Consider the following 21614-nt stretch of genomic DNA (forward strand, 5'->3'; position numbering starts at 1 on the left):
GGCCTGAAGGGCGCCCAGGGCTCCGGCGCCCGCGCCGGCGGCCCCGGCGGCCGGGCGGCCGGTTCGACCCCGCCGCCCCCGCCACCGGCGGGTCTGCGCGGCGGCGACGCCCCGGCGCCCCAGGGCACGCCGTCCGGCGGCACGCCCTCGGCCGGGGTGGCGTACGAGGCGACCCAGCTGGCGAGCGCGATCGACCCGGCGCTGCTGGGCGCGGGCCCCGCGGACCCGGGCACCCCGCCGTCCGGCGGTCCCGCCGTCCCGCCGCCGCCCGGCGGCCCGGCGGCTCCGGCCGCTCCCGCGGCCGGCTACGGCTACCCGAACGCGGGCGGCGCGGCGGGGGTCGTCCCCCCGGCTGCGGTGACCGGTTCGCCGCAGCCCGCGCCGGTGCCCCCGGGGGTGCCCGCGGTCGGCCCGGGGTACTTCGCCGCGCTCAGCTACCGCGGCCCGGACGGCTCGGAGCAGAAGCTGCTGCACCGCAGCGAGCCCGGCACCCCGCACCCGGAGTGGAAGATCCTGCAGGACCTGCGCCGGCTCAACGTGCCGCCGGAGCAGGTGCTGGAGCTCTACACCGAGCTGGAGTCGTGCGACCTGCCCGGCGGCTACTGCAACCGCATGATCGCCGCGTCCTGGCCGAACGTCAGGCTCACCCACACCGCGCCCTACGGCCGTGACCACGCCTCCCGGCAGGCCGGGATGGCCGAGCTGCTCGACCACCTGGACGAGCTGCACCAGCTGGCCTCCGGTGCCCAGCGGGTCCGCCCGTTCCGGGTGCCGCTGCCCGCGCCGGGGACGGTCCAGGCGCTGGCGCCGCTCCCGCCGCAGCAGCTCGCCCAGGAGATCGGCGCGGCCTTCGGGCAGAACCTGTTCCGCTACGAGCAGCGCGCCGTCTCCCGCCAGGGCGTGCCCGAGCCGGTGTCCCAGAGCCTGATGTGGGCCGGGCTGCCGCGCGACTTCGGGCCGTTCTTCTGGGCGCAGGCGCAGGAGGGCCGGCCGATCCCGACGCTCGCCGAGCTGGCCGCCGAGCGCGGCCTGCCCAACGGCCCGGACTTCGGCGGCTACCTGGTGCTCGGCAACGACTACGGCCGTCAGCTGTGCGTCCAGTACGGCACCGCGAACGTCGTCGCGGTGGACGTCGATGGAACCGGCCAGCCGCCCCGGTTCGTCAACAGCGGTGTACCGGAGTTCGTCCGCTCGCTGGCCCTGCTGGGCCGGATGTGGCGGCTGCGGTACGGGCTGACCCCGGACCAGGCCGGTCGCTGGACGACCGACTTCCAGGCCCAGCTCGCCGCGATCGACCCGGCGGCCCTGCAGCACGCGGACACGTGGTGGGCCGTGCTGCTGGAGCAGTTCTGGGACGGTCTGCTGTAGCGGACCGTCGCGGATCCTCGCAGGTGGGGAGGGGTCGTCCCGGTGCCCGGGGCGGCCCCTCCGGCGTACTGCCGTGGCTGTGCCTCGTTGGGGTTTTGCCCGGATCTGCGCAAAATAGGTCAAGAGGATGGGTCTACTCGTCCGGTCCTCGACGTATTCCGGTCCGTACGACGACCGAATCCGGCCCCCGGCTCCGAACCGGTTCCGGATCCGGCCGTTCCGTCCGATCATGGGCTCCGCAGCCCGCGAACGAGGGGAAGAGCCCATGAGCGACGCCGTCCCCCAGCACGGCTTCACCCAGGCCCGGCGCGGCTACGCGCCCGAGCAGGTCGAGCGAGCCCTTTCGGCGCTCACCGCCCAGCGAGACGAGGCATGGGAGCGGTTGAGCGTGCTGGGAGCCGGGATCCGGCAGATGGAGGCCCGGCTGGAGGACATCCGCCGGGCCGCCGAGGAGGCGCCGGAGCCCGACTACGAGGTACTCAGCGAGCAGGCCGCCGGACTGGCCGTGATGGCCGGGAACGAGGCGCGCGCCGTCCGCGACAAGGCCGAGCGCTTCGCCGAGGACCTGCGGGACGAGGTCTACGAGGCCGGGCAGACGCTCGACCGGGAGGCCAAGGAGTACGGCACCACCACCCGTACCGAGGCCGACGCCGCCGCCCGCCGCACCGACGAGCGCACCCGCGCGGAGGCCGAGGCCATCCGCGCCGAGGCCGACCGGGAGAGCCGTTCCGCCCGGGACACCGCCACCGCCTACGCCGCCAAGGTGCGGGTCGCCGCGGCCGAGGCCAGCGAACTCGCCGAGGCCGAACTGGCAGACCGGCGCCGCAAGGCCGACGAGACCTTCGCCGCGGCCCAGGCCGATGCCGACGCCGAGGACGCCGAGGTCTCCTCGACCGCCGAGCGCCGGGTCAAGGAGGCGGAGCAGCACCGGGAGACCGTGCTGAACCGGATCAAGCAGCAGGAGACGGACGCCCAGGCCAAGGCCGACCAGCTGGTCGAGCAGGCCCGCCGGGAGGCCGAGAAGATCAACGCGGCGAGCGAGCGCGAGCAGCGCGAGTTCGACACCCGGTTGGAGACGGTGCAGCAGCACCTGGACCACATCAAGGCCACGCTGGCCTCGCTCACCGGGGCGGCGGTCGGCCAGATCGAGCCCGGGGCGGCGTTCCCGCGCGCGGTCGCGGCCGGGGTGCCCTCGGACGTGGTCCCGCCGGCGGTTCCGCTCCGGGCCTCGGCTCCGGTGGACGCGGACGCGAACGCGGTCACGAACGCGGACGCGGACGTGGATGCGGACCGGGGCGACGGCGCGGTGCCGGTGGACTCGGAGGCGGACACCGGGGAGATCCCGGTGGCGGACCTGCGGAAGGTCTCCGAGAAGGTCGCGGGCGCCTCGCGGGCGGCGGGCGCCGCGTCCGGTGCCGCGCCGGCTCCGGCGAAGGAGGTGGCTGCCGGGGCGTCGCGGTCTCCGGTGGTCGGCGGCGGCGCCGTCCGGGCGTCCGCCGAGGACTCCGTGGTGACCGGACCGGTCGCTCCGGTCGCGGCCCCGCCCAAGCCGGCCTCGCCGCCCGCGGTGACGGCCGCCCGGGCCGACGGCGAGGGCGGTACGGACGGCGAGGCCGTCGAGGCCGTCGAGGCCGTCGAGGCCGTCGAGACCGGGGCCGGCATCGGCGTCGAGCAGGAGCCGGGGGACGAGACCCGGATCATCCCGAAGATCATCATCGTGGACGACGGCAGTGGCTACGCGACCCCCAACACCGTGAGCTACCGCCGCCGTTGACGCCCCGCTCCGCCGCCCCGGCCCCGGCCGGGAGAGCGCCCGGAGCTACCCGTCCGCCTCGCCGGCGAGCAGCCGGGTGAGCTTCGCGTCCTGGGCCCTGACCGCCTCCTGCTGGGCGGTCAGGGCCTGCGCGTTGCGGTCGATCAGCTGACGCTGGTAGCCGGTCAGCGCGGCGAACCAGACGGCGGCCAGGTCGCTCGTCGTGGTGCAGCCCGCGTCGGCCCGGGCGGCGGCCAGCTCGGTCGGGGTCGGCTCCGGAGCGGCCCGGTACTGCCGCGGCAGCTCCTCCGGGGCGGTGGCGGGGAAGCCGGCGGAGGCCATGCAGGCGCCCCACCGCGCGGTGGCGGCGACCACCCGGGCGTCGCCGGCGGTGGCCGCGGTGGATTCGTCGAACAGCCGGGAGACCAGGTCGGCGCCGGTCGCGGGCGGCGAGCCGAGCCGCTCCGCCGCCTGCCGGTCGCAGTCGACCCGGGCGGCGTCGTAGGCCTCGCCGGAGCCTGCGGGGGCGGTGCCCGGGCGGGGGAGCGGCCGCTTCGGCGGGTGGAAGCCGAGGGTGGCGGCGGCCTGCGTCCCGAGGTAGCCCCAGGGGCCGGCCGGCAGCGCGGTCGCGTTGTCCGGCGGCTGGGCGGGCTGCAGCCCGTCCCCGGTGAACGCGGCGAATCCGGCCCGGTGCATGCACGAGACGACCAGCGCATTGCGTGCCCGGATCTCCTGCACGGCGCTCCGGTCGTCGGCCCGGTAAGCGGACAGCGGGAGTCCGGTCATTCCGCCGCGACCGGATTCCGGGGCGGTCGGCGAAACGATCTCCGGTGGTGTCGGCGCGGAATCGGCGGACGTCTTTCCGGAGCTGCCCGAACAGGCTGCGGACAGAACCGGCAGAACAGCCGTGAGGGCGATGGCGGTGAATCGCCCGAATCGGGCCGGACGTGGCAAGCATCTGCTCCGATCATCAAGCGCGGCAAGCGTGCCGCGACCCTGGCGCATGTCGCAGCCATGCATTCCCGATTGGTCCCCGATCGATTCCCGAGGCGGTCCGCGAGGCCCGGCTTGGCCGGAAAGCGGCTGTCCGGTGCTGCCCGGCCGTGCGAATCTCTGGAGTCGCAACCGCCACCGTTGGAGGGGTTACATGATTCGCCGCACGAATCCTCGGACCGGCCTTCGGAACAGAAATGCGAAGGTCCGCCGGCCGGGCTCCCTGGTGCTTCTCGCGGCCGCCGCCACGACACTGCTCCCGGTGTCCCCGGCACACGCCGTGAACCGGGTCGACTGCGGAGGCCGGGACGATTTCGCGAAGGTGTACAACTACGGCTACAGCGGGCAGCTCTGCTTCGCGAACGACGGCTGGATGGCCGTGCGCGTCTACAACGTCGACCGGATCGACGCCGGCAACAACAAGGTCGTCACCTACCTGGGCGGCGGCCTCGGCTCCTGGACCGTCTTCACCTGGGACCGCTACGACTTCAACGCCAACCAGGGGCACGAGGTGATGATGTACGACGTCAACCTGTCCCGCTGGTAGCCCCCGGCCGGGCCGGGAGCGACGACCGGACGGGTGCGGACGTCCGGGGCGGGCAGGCGCGCGGGAAACGGAAGTAGGCCGAGACCCGTGGCGCCCTCCAGGAAAGGGCGCCACGGTTCCCGGCGCTTGGGCGGGCGCCCCCACCCAGGGTCGCCCGGCCTCGCACCTCCGACCCCCATCGGGGGTGCGACAGTGCCGCTGCAGCCATCCCCCACGGTTGGGTGCGGCGGGCACGTTCACCATGGTGCGCGATCTCCATGGACGGCCAGTGACAGGAGTATGTCCAGTTCGTGGCGGATGGCCGTGCCCGGTCCGGCGCCGTCCGCGGTCGGTTCGTCCACCGGCCGGTCCGGTGTTCCGTCCAGTGGTTCGTCCCCGGTCGTGTCCCCGGTTGTGTCCCCGCCGGTTGTCCGGGTCCGGACGTCCCCCGGGGGCCGCCGGCAAGGCGGCGCGACCGGCGGTTCGTCCCCGCCCGGCCCCGCCGACGCCGTGCGCCGCGTGCGTGTCGGCGCCGCGGCGTAGGCTGGAGACCCCCGGCCGCTCGGCGCGCCGGGCCGTTCGCGTTGCCCTGGCGGGCCTTCGCCGCCCGGGGGCAGCTCCATCCACGGGACGAAGAAGAGACCCCAGATGAGCCTGACCGGACTGCTCGATGTCGTCGCGCGGGACGCGGCGCTCGCCGAGGCGATCGAGGCGGCCACCGCCACCGGAGCCGCGGCCGGCGGACGCCGCCACCTGGACCTGGTCGGACCGCCCGCCGCCCGGCCGTTCGCCATCGCCGCACTGGCCCGGGCGCTCGCCGGGCAGGCCGCCGGAGAGCGGGGCCGGCCGGTGCTGGCCGTCACCGCGACCGGCCGGGAGGCCGAGGACCTGGCCGCCTCGCTGCGCTCGCTGCTGCCCGCCGACGCCGTCGCCGAGTTCCCGGCCTGGGAGACGCTGCCGCACGAGCGGCTGTCGCCCCGCTCGGACACCGTCGGCCGCCGGCTCGCCGTGCTGCGCCGGATCGTGCACCCGCGGGCGGACGACCCGGCGGCCGGGCCGGTCCAGGTGGTCGTCGCCCCGGTCCGCTCGGTGCTGCAGCCGCAGGTCAAGGGGCTGGCCGAGCTGGAGCCGGTGGCCGTCGGGCGGGGCGAGTCGCACGACCTGGAGGAGGTGGCCCGCCGGCTCGCCGCGGCCGCCTACGCGCGTGTCGAACTGGTCGAGAAGCGTGGTGAGTTCGCCGTCCGCGGCGGCATCCTGGACGTCTTCCCGCCGACCGAGGAACACCCGCTGCGGGTGGAGTTCTGGGGCGACGACGTTGAGGAGGTCCGGTACTTCAAGGTCGCCGACCAGCGCTCGCTGGAGATCGCCGAGCACGGCCTGTGGGCGCCGCCCTGCCGCGAACTGCTACTCACGGACGAGGTGCGGGCGCGGGCCGCCGAACTGTCCGTCGAACACCCGGGGCTGGCCGAGATCCTGGACAAGATCGCCGAGGGCATCGCGGTCGAGGGCATGGAGTCGCTGGCGCCGGTGCTGGTGGACGACATGGAGCTGCTGGTCGACGTGCTGCCGCTCGGCTCGGTCGCGGTGGTCTGCGACCCCGAGCGGGTCCGCACCCGCGCCGCCGACCTGGTGGCGACCAGCCAGGAGTTCCTGCACGCCTCCTGGGTCGCGGCCGCGGCGGGCGGGGACCGGCCGATCGACCTGGAGACGATCGACGTCTCCGCGGCCTCGCTGCGCTCGCTCGCCGAGGTGCGCGAGCACGCCGCCGAGATCGGACTGCCCTGGTGGTCCGTCAGCCCGTTCGCGACCAGCGAGTCGACCGTCGACGGCATCCTGGAGTTCGACGCCAACACGCTCACCCTCGGCATGCACGCCGTCGAGGCCTACCGCGGCGACACCGCCCGGGCGATCGCCGACGCCAAGGAGCGGCTGGCCGCCGACTGGCGGGTCGTCATGGTGACCGAGGGCCACGGCCCGGCCTCGCGGCTGGCCGAGGTGCTGGGCAACGAGGGCATCCCGGCCCGCCTGGTCGCCGACCTCGCCGAGGCGCCCACCCGGGACGTCGTCCACGTCTCCTGCGGCTCGATCGAGCACGGCTTCGTGGACGAGGACCTGAAGCTCACGGTCATCACCGAGACCGACCTGTCCGGCCAGAAGTCCTCCACCAAGGACATGCGCCGGATGCCCTCGCGCCGCCGCAACGCGATCGACCCGCTGGCGCTCGTCGCCGGCGACTACGTCGTCCACGAGGCGCACGGCGTCGGCAAGTACGTCGAGATGGTGCAGCGCACCGTCCAGGGCGCCACCCGCGAGTACCTGGTGCTGGAGTACGCCCCGGCCAAGCGTGGCCACCCCGGCGACCGACTGTTCGTGCCGACCGACCAGCTCGACCAGGTCACCAAGTACGTCGGCGGCGAGGCCCCGACGCTGCACCGGCTCGGCGGCGCGGACTGGGCGAAGACCAAGCAGCGGGCCAAGAAGGCGGTCAAGGAGATCGCCGCCGACCTGATCAAGCTGTACTCGGCGCGGATGGCCGCCCCCGGCCACACCTTCGGCCCGGACACCCCCTGGCAGCGCGAACTGGAGGACGCCTTCCCGTACGCGGAGACGCCGGACCAGCTGACCACCATCGCCGAGGTCAAGTCCGACATGGAGAAGTCCGTCCCGATGGACCGGCTGATCTGCGGCGACGTCGGCTACGGCAAGACCGAGATCGCCGTCCGGGCCGCCTTCAAGGCGGTGCAGGACGGCAAGCAGGTGGCGGTGCTGGTGCCGACCACGCTGCTGGTGCAGCAGCACTTCTCGACCTTCGCCGAGCGGTACGCCAACTTCCCGGTCGCGGTGAAGGCGCTCTCCCGCTTCCAGACCGACAGTGAGGCCAAGGCCGTCCTGGAGGGCCTGTTCGAGGGCTCGGTGGACGTCGTCATCGGCACCCACCGGCTGTTCTCCTCCGAGACCCGGTTCAAGGACCTCGGCCTGGTCATCGTCGACGAGGAGCAGCGGTTCGGCGTCGAGCACAAGGAGCAGCTGAAGAAGCTGCGCGCCAACGTGGACGTGCTCACCATGTCCGCGACACCGATCCCGCGCACCCTGGAGATGGCGGTCACCGGCATCCGCGAGATGTCCACCATCACCACCCCGCCGGAGGAGCGGCACCCGGTGCTGACCTTCGTCGGTCCGTACGACGAGAAGCAGATCTCGGCCGCGATCCGGCGCGAACTCCTGCGCGAGGGACAGGTCTTCTACATCCACAACCGGGTCGAGTCGATCGACAAGGCCGCCGCCCGGCTGAAGGACCTCGTGCCCGAGGCGCGGATCGCCACCGCGCACGGGCAGATGGGGGAGACCCAGCTGGAGAAGGTCGTCGTCGACTTCTGGGAGAAGGAGTTCGACGTCCTGGTGTCGACCACGATCGTGGAGTCCGGCATCGACATCTCCAACGCCAACACCCTGATCGTCGAGCGCGGCGACACCTTCGGCCTCTCCCAGCTGCACCAGCTGCGCGGCCGCGTCGGCCGCGGCCGCGAACGCGGCTACGCCTACATGCTGTACCCGCCGGAGAAGCCGCTCACCGAGACGGCGCACGAGCGCCTCGCGACCATCGCCCAGCACACCGAGATGGGCGCCGGCATGTACGTCGCCATGAAGGACCTGGAGATCCGCGGCGCCGGCAACCTGCTGGGCGGCGAACAGTCCGGGCACATCGCGGGCGTCGGCTTCGACCTCTACATGCGGATGGTCGGCGAGGCGGTGGCCGAGTTCCGCGAGTCGCTGGCCGGCGGCGGGGAGCCGGAGGAGGAGCCGCTGGAGGTCAAGATCGAGCTGCCGGTCGACGCCCACGTGCCGCACGACTACGCACCCGGCGAGCGGCTGCGGCTTCAGGCGTACCGCTCGATCGCGGCGGTCAACTCGGAAGCGGACATCACGCAGGTCCGGGACGAACTCGTCGACCGCTACGGCAAGCTGCCCGAGCCGGTGGAGAACCTGCTGCTGGTCGCGGCGCTGCGGCTGTACGCCCGGCGGTGCGGCATCTCGGACATCACCCTGCAGGGCTCCAACATCCGCTTCGGGCCGGTGGAACTGCGGGAGTCCCAGCAGCTGCGGCTGAACCGGCTCTACCCGCGCAGCCAGGTCAAGGCGGCGGCCCAGCAACTCCTGGTGCCGCGTCCGAGCACCGGGCGGATCGGCGGCAAGCCGCTGGTCGGCCGGGAACTGCTCGGCTGGTGCACGGAGTTCCTGTCGGCCATGTTCGACGACCTGGCGGGGGCGAAGAAGTAGCGCCCGCAGGGGCGGTGCACGGCGGTCTCGGGCTTCGGCCCGGGGCCGCCGTTCTGCGTTCGGGCGCTGACGGCGACGGCTGTGAACAGGGCCGTCAGCCGAGCTTCCACTGGCCGGTCTGCGGGGCGAAGCCGCTGTCCAGGCCGAACTGGGCCTTGTCGAGCTTGGCGTCCTTCGGCACCTCGAAGGTGACGAAGCCGAGGGCGGTCTCGCCGGGGGCGATGTTGGCGGGCACCTGGAAGCTCGGGCCGGCCTTGGTGTCCGCGATCGTCGTGCCGAAGGCCTGGCCCTGGGCGTCCACCACCTTGGCGCTGTTGCCCGGGGCGTCGCTGTAGGCCTTCTTGCCGCTCGCCTTGATCCGGAACTGGACCGCGACGAAGCGCTTGCCGTCGGCCGGGTGGGTGTACTCGTCCGCGCCGTCGGGGTTGTCGACCACCTTCACCAGCGTCACGTCGGCGGTGTCGGCCGGGTCGTTGCCCTTGAGCGCGATGGTGTCGCCGACCTTGGCGGGGGCCTTGGCGGCGTCGGCGGGCTTGCCTCCGGCCGGCGCGGCCGCGTCCGGTGCGCCCCCGGCCGGCTTGGCGGCGTCGGAGCCGGCGGCGGCCGTGGTCTGCTTCGCCTCCGTCGAGACGGAGGAGCCGCCGGTGGAGTTGCAGGCCGTCGCGGAGAGCGTCACCAGTGCGGCGCCCAGCAGCAGCGCGGCGGTGCGACGGGTGGTGGTGCGGCCGGCGGTGCGACGGGTGGTGGAGCGGCCGGTGGTGCGGTGGGCGTTCGCGGACATGGGTGTCTCCCGGTGATCGGTGGTCTTCCCTGCGCCGCCCCCGTTCGGTGGCGACGGAGAGATCACACCATCCGAGCGTGAACCCTGTCAACGAGATTTCACAAAAGAGCTCTGTTCACATGTGAACTCGGGTCGAAAGGTGCGTCGCTATGCTGTGTGGTCACAGCCGACCCCGCCGCGCGGCCACCCCCACCGAAGGAGCCCCCGTGCCGGACCGCCCCGAAGTGACCGCCGTCGAGATCGCCCGGCTGGCCGGCGTCGGCCGCGCCGCGGTCAGCAACTGGCGCCGCCGCCACCCCGACTTCCCCCGCCCGGTCGGCGGGACCGACGCCAGTCCGACCTTCGCGCTCGCCGACGTCGACTCCTGGCTGCGCGCCCAGGGCAAGATCGCCGAACTCCCGCTGCTGGAACGGGCCTGGCAGCTCGTCGACACCCTCCGCGACCCGGCCGGCCACCCCGCCGCCCCGCTCGTCGAGGCGGGCGCCCTGCTCCTGCTGCTCCACCGCGCGCCCCAGCGCTGGGCCGAACTCGCCGACCAGCCCGACACCCGGCTCGCCCTCGCGCTGCCCCGGGCCGTGGCCGACACCGCCGTTCACGCCTTCGGTCCGGACGGCGCCCACCTCCTCGGCCTCCCCGGCCTGCTCGGCAGCACCCAGCTGGACCTCGCCCGGCTGCTCGCCGCGCTCGCCGCCGACGCCGGCCCGGCCGGCGCGTACGAGCAACTGCTCACCCGTCACGCCGAGGCCAACACCCGTCTGCTCAGCCCCACCCCGCCGGAGGCCGCCGAACTGCTCGCCGCCGTCGCCGGCGTCCCCGCCACCGTGCTCGACCCGGCCGTCGGCCTCGGCTCGGTCCTGCTCGCCCACCCGCCGACCACCGGCCGCTACGGCCAGGACGCCGACCCGGTCGCCGCCGCCCTCGCCGGGCTCCGGCTCGCCCTGCACACACCCGCCGGCGAGCCCGGCCCGCTCCCGCTCGACCTGCGCACCGGCGACGCCCTGCGGGCCGACGGCTACCCCGGCGACACCTTCGAGGCCGTGCTCTGCCAGCCCCCGTACAACGAACGGGACTGGGGCCACGACGAGTTGCAGTTCGACGCCCGCTGGCCCGGCGGTCTCGTGCCACCGCGAGGCGAGTCCGAACTCGCCTGGGTGCTGCACTGCCTCGCCCACACCCGCCCTGGCGGCCTGACCGCCCTGCTGCTCCCGCCGACCGTCGCCACCCGGCGCTCCGGCCGCCGCATCCGCGCCGAACTGCTCCGCTCCGGCGCGCTGCGCGCCGTCATCGCGCTGCCCGCCGGCGCCGCCCCGCCGTACGGCGTCCCGCTGCACCTGTGGGTGTTGCGCGCGCCGAAGCCGGGGGACGACTTCCGCCAGGTGCTGCTGCTCGACGCCGGATCGGCACCCCCGGCCGGGGCCGCGGGGGCGCCGGCCCCCGAGGGCGGCCGGGGCAAGGTCGACTGGCCCGAGCTGCGCCGCACCGTCCTGGGCGCCTGGCGGGGCTTCGACCTGTCCGCCCGCGAGGGGCTGCCGGTCCCGGCCGACCGCCCCGGCGTCCACCGGGCGGTGGCCGCCATTGATCTGCTCGACGACGAGACCGACCTCTCGCCGGCCCGGCACGTCCCGCCCGCCGCCCCGCTCGGCGGCGCGGCCGAACTCTCCCACCTCGGCAGCCGGTTGGCCGAACTCCTCGCCGACCTGGCCGACCCCGCCACGCTGCTGCCGCAGCCGGTCGCCGCAGCCGGGGCCGGGGCCGGTGCTGCAGCCAGTGCCGGGGCCGGTGCTGCGTCCACCGGCGTGGTCACCATCGGCGAACTGGTCCGCGGCGGCGCGCTGGAGGTGTACTCCTCCGGGGCCGGCGCCGGGGCCGGGGCCGGCGCCGCCACCCGCCCGGCCGGGACGGGTGCGGGTACCGGTACGGGCAGTGCGGGCGGCGGCGGGGAGGTCGTCCCCGTGGTCACGGACCAGGACCTCGCCACCGGTGCCGAGCCCAGCGCCGTCCTCGCCGGCGGAACCGGCCCCGCCGGGGACGTCCGCACCCGGCCCGGCGACGTCCTCGTCCCCGCCCTCGGCGGCGGCACCGCCCGCGTCGTCCCCGCCGAGGGCCCGCTGGTCGGCGTCGCCCTCGGCCGCCAGCTCCACCTGCTGCGACCCGACCCGGCCGCCCTCGACCCCGAGTTCCTGGCCGGCCACTTCCGTTCCGCCGCGGGCACCCGGCGCGCCGCCAGCCACGCCACCACCACCGCCCGGCTCGACATCCGCCGCGTCGAACTGCCCCGCCTCCCGCTCCCCGCCCAGCAGCGGCTCGGCACCGCCTTCGCCCGCCTCGCCGCCTTCGACACGGCCCTCGGACGGGCCGCCGCCCTCGGGCGCACCCTCGTCCAGGGCGCGACGGACGCGTTGGCGACGGGCACCCTGGCACCGCCCGTCGACTGAGGTGACGCACGCTCAGCAGTCCTCCCCGGGAAGGGCGACGGCGGCTCAGTAGCGGGGCGGTACCGGGGCGATACCGATGCGGCACCGGGCGGACGGAAGGCCTCCGGGCCGACCGGACCGGGCGGTACGGTGTGCTGAACCGTTCGCACCGCCACCGGTGCCGGCCGTCACCAGCTCAGGAGCGCGCATGTCAGGGCAGTACCCCGGGCAGTTCGGGCCGCCGCCCGGCGGCACTCCGTACGGGCCGGGCGGGATGCCGGGGGCGGTGCCCGCGCCGAGTGCGGTGCCCGGGGCGGCGGTCGGGGCGGCGCCGATACCCGGCCGGTTCGGAACGCCCGCGCGGGTGGCGTGCGCGGCGGCCCCGCTGCTGACGTTCGGCCTGCTCGGCGCGATCCCCTCGCTGCTGCTCGCGGTCCGGCGCAGACGGGCGTACGACGTCCTCGGCGCGGTGGTGTTCTGCGCCCTGCTGCTGACGATGATCGTCTCCGCCGGCATCTCGGGCTCCCTCAAGGACCCGACCGCCGACGTCACCGGCCAGATCACCCTGGCCGTGCTGTGGCTGACGCCGACGGCACACTTCCTGCTGATGGACCGCCGAGCGGTCTGGGAAGCCGGCCGGCGGCCCGCACCGCAGGCGCCGTACCCGTCGCCCTACCCGGCGCCGACCGCCTCGCCGTACGCCGGGCCGAGCGCCTCGCCCTACGCGGCGACCGCGCCCGGGCCCGACGCCTCGCCGTACGCCGGGCCGAGCGCCTCGCCCTACGCGGCGACCGCGCCCGGGTACGGGGTCCCCGTACCGGCCGGCGGGCCCGCTCCGACCACGCCCACCGCACCCCCGGCCCCCGCCGCGCCCGCCACCCCGGCCCCCGGCACCGCCCACGACCTGCGCGAACTCGGCGACCTGCTGCGCCGGCAGGCCCGCGAGGACCGGCCGTGACCGTCACCCGGCTGATCGCCGGCCGCTACCGGCTCACCGAGAAGATCGGGCACGGCGGCATGGGCCAGGTCTGGGCGGCCCAGGACGAGCGGCTCCACCGCCCCGTCGCGGTCAAGCTGCTCCGCCCCGAGCACCTGCTCCCCGGCGGCACCGGTCCGGGCAGCGGTCCCGCCGGTGGACGGAACCGGCACGGCGACGAGTTGAGCCGCCGCTTCCTGCGCGAGTGCCGGGTCACGGCCGCGCTCGACCACCCCGGCCTGGTCACCGTCTTCGACGCCGGAGAGGACGAGGGCGAGCTCTACCTCGTCATGCAGCGCATCCCGGGCGTCAGCCTGGCCGACCTCATCGCCGAGGACGCGCCCTTCCCCGTCGAACGCGCCGTCGCCGTCGCCGCCCAGCTCTGCAGCGCGCTGAGCGCCGTCCACGCCATCCCGGTCGTCCACCGCGACCTCAAGCCCAGCAACGTCATGGTCCGCGAGGACGGCCGCACCGTCCTGCTCGACCTCGGCATCGCCACCGCCCTCGACACCGAGGCCACCCGCCTCACCCTCACCGGCGTCCCCGTCGGCAGCCCCTCCTACATGGCCCCCGAACAGGCCCTCGCCGCGACCACCGACCCCCGCAGCGACCTCTACGCGCTCGGCTGCCTGCTGCACGAGATGCTCGCCGGCGAGGAACCGTTCCGGGCACCCACCGCGCTCGGTGTCCTGCGCCGACACGTCGACGAACCACCCGTCCCCCTGCGGGAGTTGCGCCCCGACGTGCCGCAGTCGCTGGAACGGCTCGTCCTCGACCTCCTCGCCAAGCGCCCCGCCGAGCGCCCCGCTGACGCCCAGACCGTGTACGGGCGGCTGCTCCCGCTGCTGCCCCCGGCCGCAGGCACCCCGCAACCCCGCTACGCGCCGCTGCCCGACCCGGTACGGCCGTACCGCTTCCCGCACCAGCCACAGCCCACCGCCGCGGCTGCCGCCGAGGCCGCGCCGCCGGTCCGCTCGGAGCCGCGCCCCTTCCTGCGCACGCCCGTCCCGGCCGTCCCGGCCGCTCCCGCGGTCCCGCCCGCACCCGCCACGCCACCGCCGTCGCTCCCCGACCTGGGTGCCCAGTGCGCCCGCCTCTCCGACCTCGTGGACGCCGGCCACCACACCGAGGTGCTCGGCCTCGCCGCCCACCTGCTGCCCCGCGCCGAAGCCGAACTCGGCGACGCCGCACCACTGGTGCGCACCATCCGCACCATCCATGCCCGCACCCTCCTCCACGAGGGCCACCCCCAGCAGGCCCTCGTCGAGTACCGCCGCCTCGCCGCCACCGCCGACGGCGGCCCGCACGGCCCCCAAGGCCTCGACCACCGCTACCGCGCCGCCATCTGCCTCGACCGGCTCGGCCACGGCGCCGACGCCCTCGCCGAGTACCAGGCCCTCCTCGTCGCCCACACGGCCCGCCTCGAATCCGGCCTCGACACCGATCCCGAGCGCAACTACGACCTCCGCGAGCGCATCGGCCTCCACCTCGCCGCCACCGGCGACCCCCAGAACGCCTGGCAGTGGCTGCTTCCCCTGCTGCTCGAACGCGAACGCCGCGACGGCCCGCACCACCCGACCGTCCGTCGCCTGCGCGAATCCCTCTCCACCCTCCACCCCCACCACCCCACCCCCTGGCCCCCGTCCCCCCGCTGACCCGAGGCCCGCGCCCGGAGCCCGGAGCCCGGAGCGGGAAGTCGGCGGGTCCGACTTCCCCTGCCGAGGCGGGTGTACCGGCGCCGGCCGGACGCGTTCGACCGCGGGCCCCTGTGCCCGGCCCGACTGCTCCGCCGTCGACGAGCCGGCCGTTTCCACTGGTGGGACGGCCGAGGGGGAGGCGCGTGCGGCGTGTGGCGTGCCAGCCCGGCGCCACGCCGTTCGGGGCCTCGGCCCGCCGGCCCGGTAAGGACCATGCGGGTGTGCTGAACGTGCGGGAGCGGGAAGTCGGCGGATCCGACTTCCGGTGCGGCTTCCGCGCCCGTCGCGCAGGGCCCTGCCGCCGGTGAGCGGGCCGATCTCCCTGGGCCATCTCCTCCGCAGGGGCCCCTGGCCCCGGGCGGTGGCGCTCGGGAGCGGGACGTCGGTGGGGCCGAACCCCGGGCGTGCGGGGGAAGGTCGGGGCGGTACTCCTTCGTACCCCCGAGCGCTGTGCGGGCCTGCCGGCCCCCGTGGAGCGCGCCGGGAGCCGGGAGCCAGGAGCCAGGAGTCGGGCGCGGGAAGTCGGCGGGGTCGACGTCCCGCGCGTGCGGGGATGCCGGTCTGCCGGGGCCTTCGGCCCGGCCCGCTGTGGGGATGCCGGGCAGGTGCACCGGGCGCTTCCGGCGCGTGCCCCTGGGCCCGGGCGGTGGGGCTCGGGAGTGGGACGTCGGCTGGGCCGGCGGGTCCCTGTGCCGGGCGAGGCCGTCGGGGCGGCCTGTCCGAGGCTGTTGGGGCGGGTGGGGTGACGGCCGTGGTGGGTGGTGGCGGGCGGGTAGGTTCGGAGTGTGACGACGAATGCTCCGGGCGCCAAGTTGATTCTGCTGACCACCACCCACCGGGTGGCTCCCGGTTTGCTGGCGTGGCCGGCGTGGGAGGCGCTGCGGTCGGCGGGGCGGGTGCTGGTGGGGGACGAGGGGCATCCGCAGGTGGCCGCGGTGCGGCAGGCCGGGGTGACGGTGGAGGTGGCGCCGGCCGGGTCGGTGCCCGCGCTGGCGCGGTTGCTGACCGGGCAGCCGGCCGGGGCCGGGGCGACGGTGTGGCTGGGCGGCCCGGACGGGGATCCGGGGCTGACCGACGCGCTGGCGCGGCTGGCGGTGGAGCGGGCGGGTGAGGTGCCGGAGATCGAGGTGCTCCCGGGTTCGTACGACCTGCCGGGGTCGCGGCTGCTGGACCTGGTGACGGTGATGGACCGGTTGCGCTCGCCGGGCGGTTGCCCGTGGGACGCCGAGCAGACGCACGAGAGCCTGGTGAAGTACCTGGTCGAGGAGGCGTACGAGCTGGTCGAGGCGATCGAGGAGGGGGACCGGGACACGTTGCGCGAGGAGCTGGGCGACGTGCTGCTCCAGGTGTTCTTCCACTCCCGGATCGCGGAGGAGCACCCGACGGAGCCGTTCACCGTCGACGACGTGGCCGGTGACATCGTCGAGAAGCTGATGTACCGGCATCCGCACGTGTTCGGGGACGTCGAGGCCGGTGGCGCCGCCGAGGTGGAGGCGAACTGGGAGCAGCTGAAGGCGGCGGAGAAGGCGGACCGCGAGTCGGTGCTGGACGGTGTGCCGGCCGGGCTGCCGTCGCTGGCGTACGCGGCGAAGCTGGTGTCCCGGGTGCGCCGGGCGGGCTTCACGGGGGTTCCGGACGAGCCGTACGAGCTGCCGGACGCGCTGACGGCGGAGTCGGCGGGCGGGCTGCTGCTGGCGGTGGCACAGCGGGCGCACGACGCAGGGGTGGACGTGGACGCGGCGCTGCGCTCGGCCGCGCGCGGGTACCGGGACGCGGTGCGCGCGGCCGAGGGCCTCAAGCCGGAGTAGGGCCCCGGCCCTGCCGGAGGGCGGGGCGGAGGCCGGGCGGGCGGGGCCGGGCGGAGGCCGGGGGCCCGGGCTGGGCCCCCGGGGTGCTCAGGCCGCCCGGGCGGCGGTCTCGACCGGGTGCCGCTGCGGCGGGACGAGTTCCCCGATGGCCTCGCCGACGAGGACGACGAGTTCGGCGAGCCGTTCCAGGTCGAGGTGGTCGGGCAGGTCGGCGAGGGAGACGATGCGCTCGCCGTCCGGGCCCGCGACGGCGAAGAGGTCGATCGGTCCGAGGTGCTTCTCGGCGGTGTCGACGAGGGCGGCGACGTCGCTGGGGCGGCGGATGTCGCCGGACACGCCGACGACGGGGCAGCCCGTCCGGTCGAGTTCGGCGGCGAGGTCCTCGGCGATGCCGACGTGCTGGTCGGCGATCAGCATTCCGGCGGCGCCGGCCGCGGCGAACCGGCGGGCGAGGTCGGCGCCCGACCCGCCGTCGAGTACCGCGATGACGACGACTGACCCGCTGACCCGCATGGCCTGCTCCTCCCTGTGGGCGACACCGCACCGGCGCCCACGCGTACTGCGGAGGATCGTAGGCAGTTCCTGACCCTCCGCAACAGGGATTACCCCTCAGGTGACCAGGCTCACGCCCGCCGTCCGGCCAAGAGCTTTCCAAGAGCTGTCCACGGACCGTCCACGGGTCGTCCACGGAGCGTTGGCGCGCCCGTCGCACGCCGTTGTCGGGGGAGTCGCGCGCCGTCGGCGGAAGGGGGCGCGCACCCACCGGATACGGTCGTCCCATGCCAGCTCAGCCCGACTCCGCCCGGTCCGCCGCAGTGCCGTCCGACGACCCCGCCCGGCCCGCGGGAGCGCGGCCCGACGCCGCCGCTCCGCAGCTGTTCACCTGGGAGTTCGCCGCCGACCCGTACCCCGCCTACGCGTGGCTGCGCGAGCACGCCCCGGTGCACCGCACGACGCTGCCGAGCGGTGTCGAGGCCTGGCTGGTGACGAGGTACGCGGACGCCCGGCAGGCGCTCGCGGACGGCCGGTTGTCGAAGAACCCGGCGCACCACAGCGAGCAGGCGCACCGCACCGGCCGGGTGGGCATCCCGGGGGAGCGGCAGGCGGACCTGATGACGCACCTGCTGAACATCGACCCGCCGGACCACACCCGGCTGCGCCGACTGGTGTCGAAGGCGTTCACCCCGCGCCGGGTGGCCGAGTTCGAGCCGCGGGTGCAGCAGCTCACCGACCGGCTGATCGACGGCTTCGCGCAGCGCGGTTCGGCGGACCTGATCCACGAGTTCGCCTTCCCGCTCCCCATCTACGCGATCTGCGACATGCTGGGCGTGCCGGCCGAGGACCAGGACGACTTCCGCGACTGGGCGGGGATGATGATCCGGCACGGGGGTGGTCAACGCGGCGGCGTGGGCCGGGCGGTGAAGCGGATGCGGGCGTACCTGCTGGAGCTGATCCACCGCAAGCGGGCGGACCTCGGGGACGACCTGATCTCGGGCCTGATCCGGGCGAGCGACCACGGTGAGCACCTGACCGAGAACGAGGCCGCGGCGATGGCCTTCATCCTCCTCTTCGCGGGCTTCGAGACGACCGTGAACCTCATCGGCAACGGGACGTACGCGCTGCTGCGCAACCCGGAGCAGCGCCGGTCGCTGCAGGAGTCGGTGGCGCGCGGGGAGAGCGCGCTGCTGGAGACGGGGATCGAGGAACTCCTGCGCTACGACGGGCCGGTGGAGCTGGCGACCTGGCGGTTCGCGACGCGGCCGCTGACCATCGGCGGGGTGGACATCCCGGTGGGTGATCCGGTGCTGGTGGTGCTGGCCGCCGCGGACCGCGATCCGGCCCGGTTCTCGGACGAGAACACCCTGGACCTGGCCCGGAAGGACAATCCCCACCTGGGGTTCGGGCACGGCATCCACTACTGCATCGGCGCTCCGCTGGCCCGTCTGGAGGGGCGTGCCGCGCTGGCGACGCTGCTTTCCCGGCTGCCGGATCTGCAACTCGCGGAAAGTCCGGAGAATCTGCGGTGGCGCGGTGGCCTGATCATGCGTGGTCTGCGGGAACTCCCGGTCGAATTCAGTCCGGAGAGCCGCTCCCCGCACACGCCTCCGCACTCCCCTTACGCGCCTCCGACAAACTGACACAAGGTGACGAAACGGCGGGCGATGCACTGACGGGGCGTCGCCCGACGGCCTTCCGGCGGGGTGTGAACGGCCATCAAACCAGACATGGCGGCGCCGTTGGTAGGCGATCGGACACGTGCCGTAATTTCTGTGTGATATCGGTGATATGAGCTTGTGATCGGTCTGAGGATCTGTCTAGTCTCCCTGGAGTTCGCAGCTGCGGACCTCGTGCGCGGAACGCCGAATCCTGCCCGCCGCGCCACGGGAAACCGACCAGACCCTGGGCAGGGGCGGGGGAACCAGGTTTGTTGCCGTCCCCACGGCTTGGGGTGAAGCCGCCCGCGCGGAATCGTCCGCGCACGGCGGCCGGGCCACCTCCCGGTCCGAACCCGACAGCTCACCTCGCAGGCGTGCGGAGAGGGACCTCCTCATGCTGTTCGTTGGATCCGGCCGCCACCGTCGTCGCACTCAGACCGAGAAGGCCATCGCCGTCGCCGGTGTGGCCGGCGTCGGACTCGCGATGCCGCTCCTCACCGCCACCGGCGCCTCCGCCGCCCCCGCCTCCACCTGGGACTCCGTCGCCCAGTGCGAGAGCGGCGGCAACTGGAGCATCAACACCGGCAACGGCTTCTACGGCGGCCTGCAGTTCACCTCCAGCACGTGGAAGGCGTACGGCGGCACCGCCTACGCGCCGCAGGCCAACCAGGCCAGCAAGGGGCAGCAGATCTCGGTCGCCGAGAAGGTGCTCGCCGCGCAGGGCCCGGGCGCCTGGCCGGTCTGCTCCGTCAAGGCCGGTCTGAGCAAGGGCGGCGCCCCGGCGTCCGTCGACACCTCCTCGGACGCCAAGCCGCAGTCCGCCCCGCAGCAGCAGACGCCCAAGCGCCAGGCCCAGAAGCCGGTCGAGAAGCCGGTGCAGACGCCCGCGCAGAAGCCGGTCGAGAAGCCCGCGCAGAAGCAGGCCCCGAAGCACGCCGCGCCCGACCGGGCCGAGAAGCCCGTCGACCAGTCGGCGCAGCAGTACGCCCCCAAGCACGCGGCCCCGCGCGCCGCCCAGCCGGCCCCGGCCGCGCAGACCGGCCACGACTACACCGTCCGCTCCGGTGACACCCTGTCGTCGATCGCCACCGCCCAGGGCGTGTCCGGTGGCTGGCACGCGCTCTACGACGGCAACCGCGGCACGGTCGGCGGCGACCCGGACCTGATCATGCCCGGCCAGGTGCTGCACCTCGGCTGAGTCCGTCCGCACCGGCACCGGCCCGGTGCCGGGGTGCGAAGAGGGGGGTCGGCGCCGCCGGCCCCCTTCGTCCGCATTCGCCCGGTCCGGTGGGACAAGCTGGGACAAGCAGGTGAACTACCGGTGGGTAGTGGGGCCACACGCTGAGACGGGACCGAGGCCGACGTGGTCCCGGGAGCCCGGGCGGTTAGGCTCTGGTCCGTAACGACTCCGCAATCGTCCCGCTGACAGCGCCACCGTCAGCCGGACCCTGCTTCCGCAAGGAGATGCCTCGTGCCGTCCATCGATGTCGTCGTAGCCCGTGAGATCCTCGACTCCCGCGGCAACCCCACGGTCGAGGTCGAGGTCGGCCTCGACGACGGCAGCACGGGTCGTGCCGCTGTCCCCTCGGGTGCCTCCACCGGCGCCTTCGAGGCGCTGGAGCTGCGCGACGGTGACAAGAACCGCTACTTCGGCAAGGGCGTGGAGAAGGCTGTCCTCGCCGTCATCGAGCAGATCGGCCCGGAGCTGGTCGGCTACGACGCCACCGAGCAGCGCCTGATCGACCAGGCCATGCTGGACCTGGACGCCACCCCGGACAAGTCCTCGCTCGGCGCGAACGCCATCCTGGGCGTTTCGCTGGCCGTGGCGCACGCCGCCTCCGAGGCCAGCGACCTGCCGCTGTTCCGCTACCTGGGCGGCCCGAACGCGCACGTCCTGCCGGTCCCGATGATGAACATCCTCAACGGCGGCTCGCACGCGGACTCCAACGTCGACATCCAGGAGTTCATGATCGCCCCGATCGGCGCGGAGTCCTTCTCCGAGGCCGTCCGCTGGGGCGTCGAGGTCTACCACACCCTCAAGGGCGTGCTGAAGGAGCGCGGCCTGTCCACCGGCCTCGGCGACGAGGGCGGCTTCGCGCCGAACCTGGACAGCAACCGCGAGGCCCTGGACCTGATCACCGAGGCCATCCAGAAGGCCGGCTACGTGCCCGGCCGCGACATCGCGCTGGCCCTGGACGTCGCCGCCTCCGAGTTCTACAAGGACGGCGCCTACCAGTTCGAGGGCAAGGCCCTGTCGGCCGCCGAACTCATCGAGTACTACGCCGAGCTGGTCGCCGCCTACCCGCTGGTCTCGATCGAGGACCCGCTGGACGAGTCGGACTGGGACGGCTGGAAGGCCATGACCGTCAAGCTGGGCGACAAGGTCCAGCTGGTCGGCGACGACCTGTTCGTCACCAACCCGGCCCGCCTGGCCAAGGGCATCGAGACCGGCACCGCCAACGCGCTGCTGGTGAAGGTGAACCAGATCGGTTCGCTGACCGAGACCCTGGACGCCGTCGAGCTGGCCCAGCGCAACGGCTACCGCTGCATGATGTCGCACCGCTCCGGCGAGACCGAGGACGTCACCATCGCCGACCTGGCCGTCGCCACCAACTGCGGCCAGATCAAGACCGGTGCCCCGGCCCGCTCCGAGCGCGTCGCCAAGTACAACCAGCTGCTGCGCATCGAGGAGATCCTCGACGACGCCGCCGAGTACGCCGGCCGCGGTGCCTTCCCGCGCTTCAAGCACGAGGGCTGAGCACCCGCCCCAGCGCACGCCTGACCGGTGCCCCGCCGTTCACCCCGTAGGGTGGACGGCGGGGCACCGTCGCGACCAGGAGGGGATACGGGAGATGGCAGGATGG

At 74.6% G+C, this 21614-nt stretch carries 14 protein-coding genes and 1 riboswitch; of the genes, 11 read left to right on the forward strand and 3 right to left on the reverse strand.

The genetic code is table 11. From position 1 onward, the window contains the following. Window positions 1-1368: SUKH-4 family immunity protein (locus tag ACFV04_RS33410; RefSeq protein ID WP_380534595.1), on the forward strand; the 1368-nt coding region annotated here is incomplete at its 5' end. Between the two features lie 265 nt (window positions 1369-1633). Then, complete coding sequence (locus ACFV04_RS33415; protein ID WP_380534597.1) at window positions 1634-3142, forward strand: hypothetical protein; 1509 nt, start codon at window positions 1634-1636, stop codon at window positions 3140-3142. A gap of 45 nt (window positions 3143-3187) precedes the next feature. On the opposite strand, the gene ACFV04_RS33420 is transcribed toward ACFV04_RS33415, so the two are convergent. Next, window positions 3188-3907, reverse strand: a complete 720-nt coding sequence (locus tag ACFV04_RS33420; protein ID WP_380534599.1) for a hypothetical protein — start codon at window positions 3905-3907, stop codon at window positions 3188-3190. A 469-nt stretch (window positions 3908-4376) separates the two neighbouring features. Between ACFV04_RS33420 and ACFV04_RS33425 the strand changes: the two genes are divergently transcribed. Continuing rightward, window positions 4377-4661 carry a beta/gamma crystallin domain-containing protein gene (locus ACFV04_RS33425; RefSeq protein WP_360259348.1) on the forward strand — a complete coding sequence of 95 codons (285 nt, stop codon included), beginning with the start codon at window positions 4377-4379 and terminating at the stop codon, window positions 4659-4661. 627 nt (window positions 4662-5288) lie between these two features. Continuing rightward, on the forward strand, window positions 5289-8918 hold the full coding sequence (gene mfd / locus ACFV04_RS33430; RefSeq protein ID WP_380534601.1) for a transcription-repair coupling factor: 3630 nt from the start codon (window positions 5289-5291) through the stop codon (window positions 8916-8918). Window positions 8919-9012: 94 nt separating this feature from the next. Here mfd and ACFV04_RS33435 read toward each other — a convergent pair whose 3' ends face one another. Continuing rightward, window positions 9013-9699 (reverse strand): DUF4352 domain-containing protein, encoded by a 687-nt coding sequence (locus ACFV04_RS33435; RefSeq protein WP_380534603.1) that lies wholly within the window; start codon window positions 9697-9699, stop codon window positions 9013-9015. A gap of 206 nt (window positions 9700-9905) precedes the next feature. Between ACFV04_RS33435 and ACFV04_RS33440 the strand changes: the two genes are divergently transcribed. The 4 genes from ACFV04_RS33440 (at window position 9906) to ACFV04_RS33455 (ending at window position 16594) form a co-directional block, all read left to right on the forward strand. Beyond that, window positions 9906-12134, forward strand: a complete 2229-nt coding sequence (locus ACFV04_RS33440) for an N-6 DNA methylase (protein ID WP_380534605.1) — start codon at window positions 9906-9908, stop codon at window positions 12132-12134. Window positions 12135-12321: 187 nt separating this feature from the next. Then, window positions 12322-13071, forward strand: a complete 750-nt coding sequence (locus tag ACFV04_RS33445; protein ID WP_380349124.1) for a hypothetical protein — start codon at window positions 12322-12324, stop codon at window positions 13069-13071. Then, complete coding sequence (locus tag ACFV04_RS33450; RefSeq protein ID WP_380534607.1) at window positions 13068-14744, forward strand: protein kinase; 1677 nt, start codon at window positions 13068-13070, stop codon at window positions 14742-14744. The genes ACFV04_RS33445 and ACFV04_RS33450 overlap by 4 nt, the downstream gene beginning before the upstream one ends. A gap of 827 nt (window positions 14745-15571) precedes the next feature. Next, window positions 15572-16594: a MazG family protein gene (locus ACFV04_RS33455; RefSeq protein WP_380349120.1), complete on the forward strand. Its 1023-nt coding sequence runs from the start codon at window positions 15572-15574 to the stop codon at window positions 16592-16594. An 87-nt stretch (window positions 16595-16681) separates the two neighbouring features. Here ACFV04_RS33455 and ACFV04_RS33460 read toward each other — a convergent pair whose 3' ends face one another. Beyond that, window positions 16682-17107 (reverse strand): SDR family NAD(P)-dependent oxidoreductase, encoded by a 426-nt coding sequence (locus tag ACFV04_RS33460; RefSeq protein WP_360259362.1) that lies wholly within the window; start codon window positions 17105-17107, stop codon window positions 16682-16684. 266 nt (window positions 17108-17373) lie between these two features. Here ACFV04_RS33460 and ACFV04_RS33465 point away from each other — a divergent pair, with 266 nt between their 5' ends. The 3 genes from ACFV04_RS33465 (at window position 17374) to eno (ending at window position 21508) form a co-directional block, all read left to right on the forward strand. Then, complete coding sequence (locus ACFV04_RS33465; protein ID WP_380349117.1) at window positions 17374-18732, forward strand: cytochrome P450; 1359 nt, start codon at window positions 17374-17376, stop codon at window positions 18730-18732. Window positions 18733-18975: 243 nt separating this feature from the next. Continuing rightward, window positions 18976-19139: riboswitch (cyclic di-AMP (ydaO/yuaA leader) on the forward strand. Between the two features lie 5 nt (window positions 19140-19144). Continuing rightward, a complete protein-coding gene (locus tag ACFV04_RS33470) occupies window positions 19145-19948 on the forward strand; it encodes a transglycosylase family protein (RefSeq protein ID WP_380349115.1) in 804 nt (267 codons plus the stop codon). A 273-nt stretch (window positions 19949-20221) separates the two neighbouring features. Next, the gene (gene eno / locus ACFV04_RS33475) at window positions 20222-21508 is read left to right on the forward strand and encodes a phosphopyruvate hydratase (protein WP_218206251.1); all 1287 of its coding nucleotides are present in this window, start codon (window positions 20222-20224) and stop codon (window positions 21506-21508) included. Window positions 21509-21614: the final 106 nt, after the last annotated feature.

It is taken from the genome of Kitasatospora sp. NPDC059599, assembly GCF_042735125.1.
Lineage (GTDB): Bacteria > Actinomycetota > Actinomycetes > Streptomycetales > Streptomycetaceae > Kitasatospora.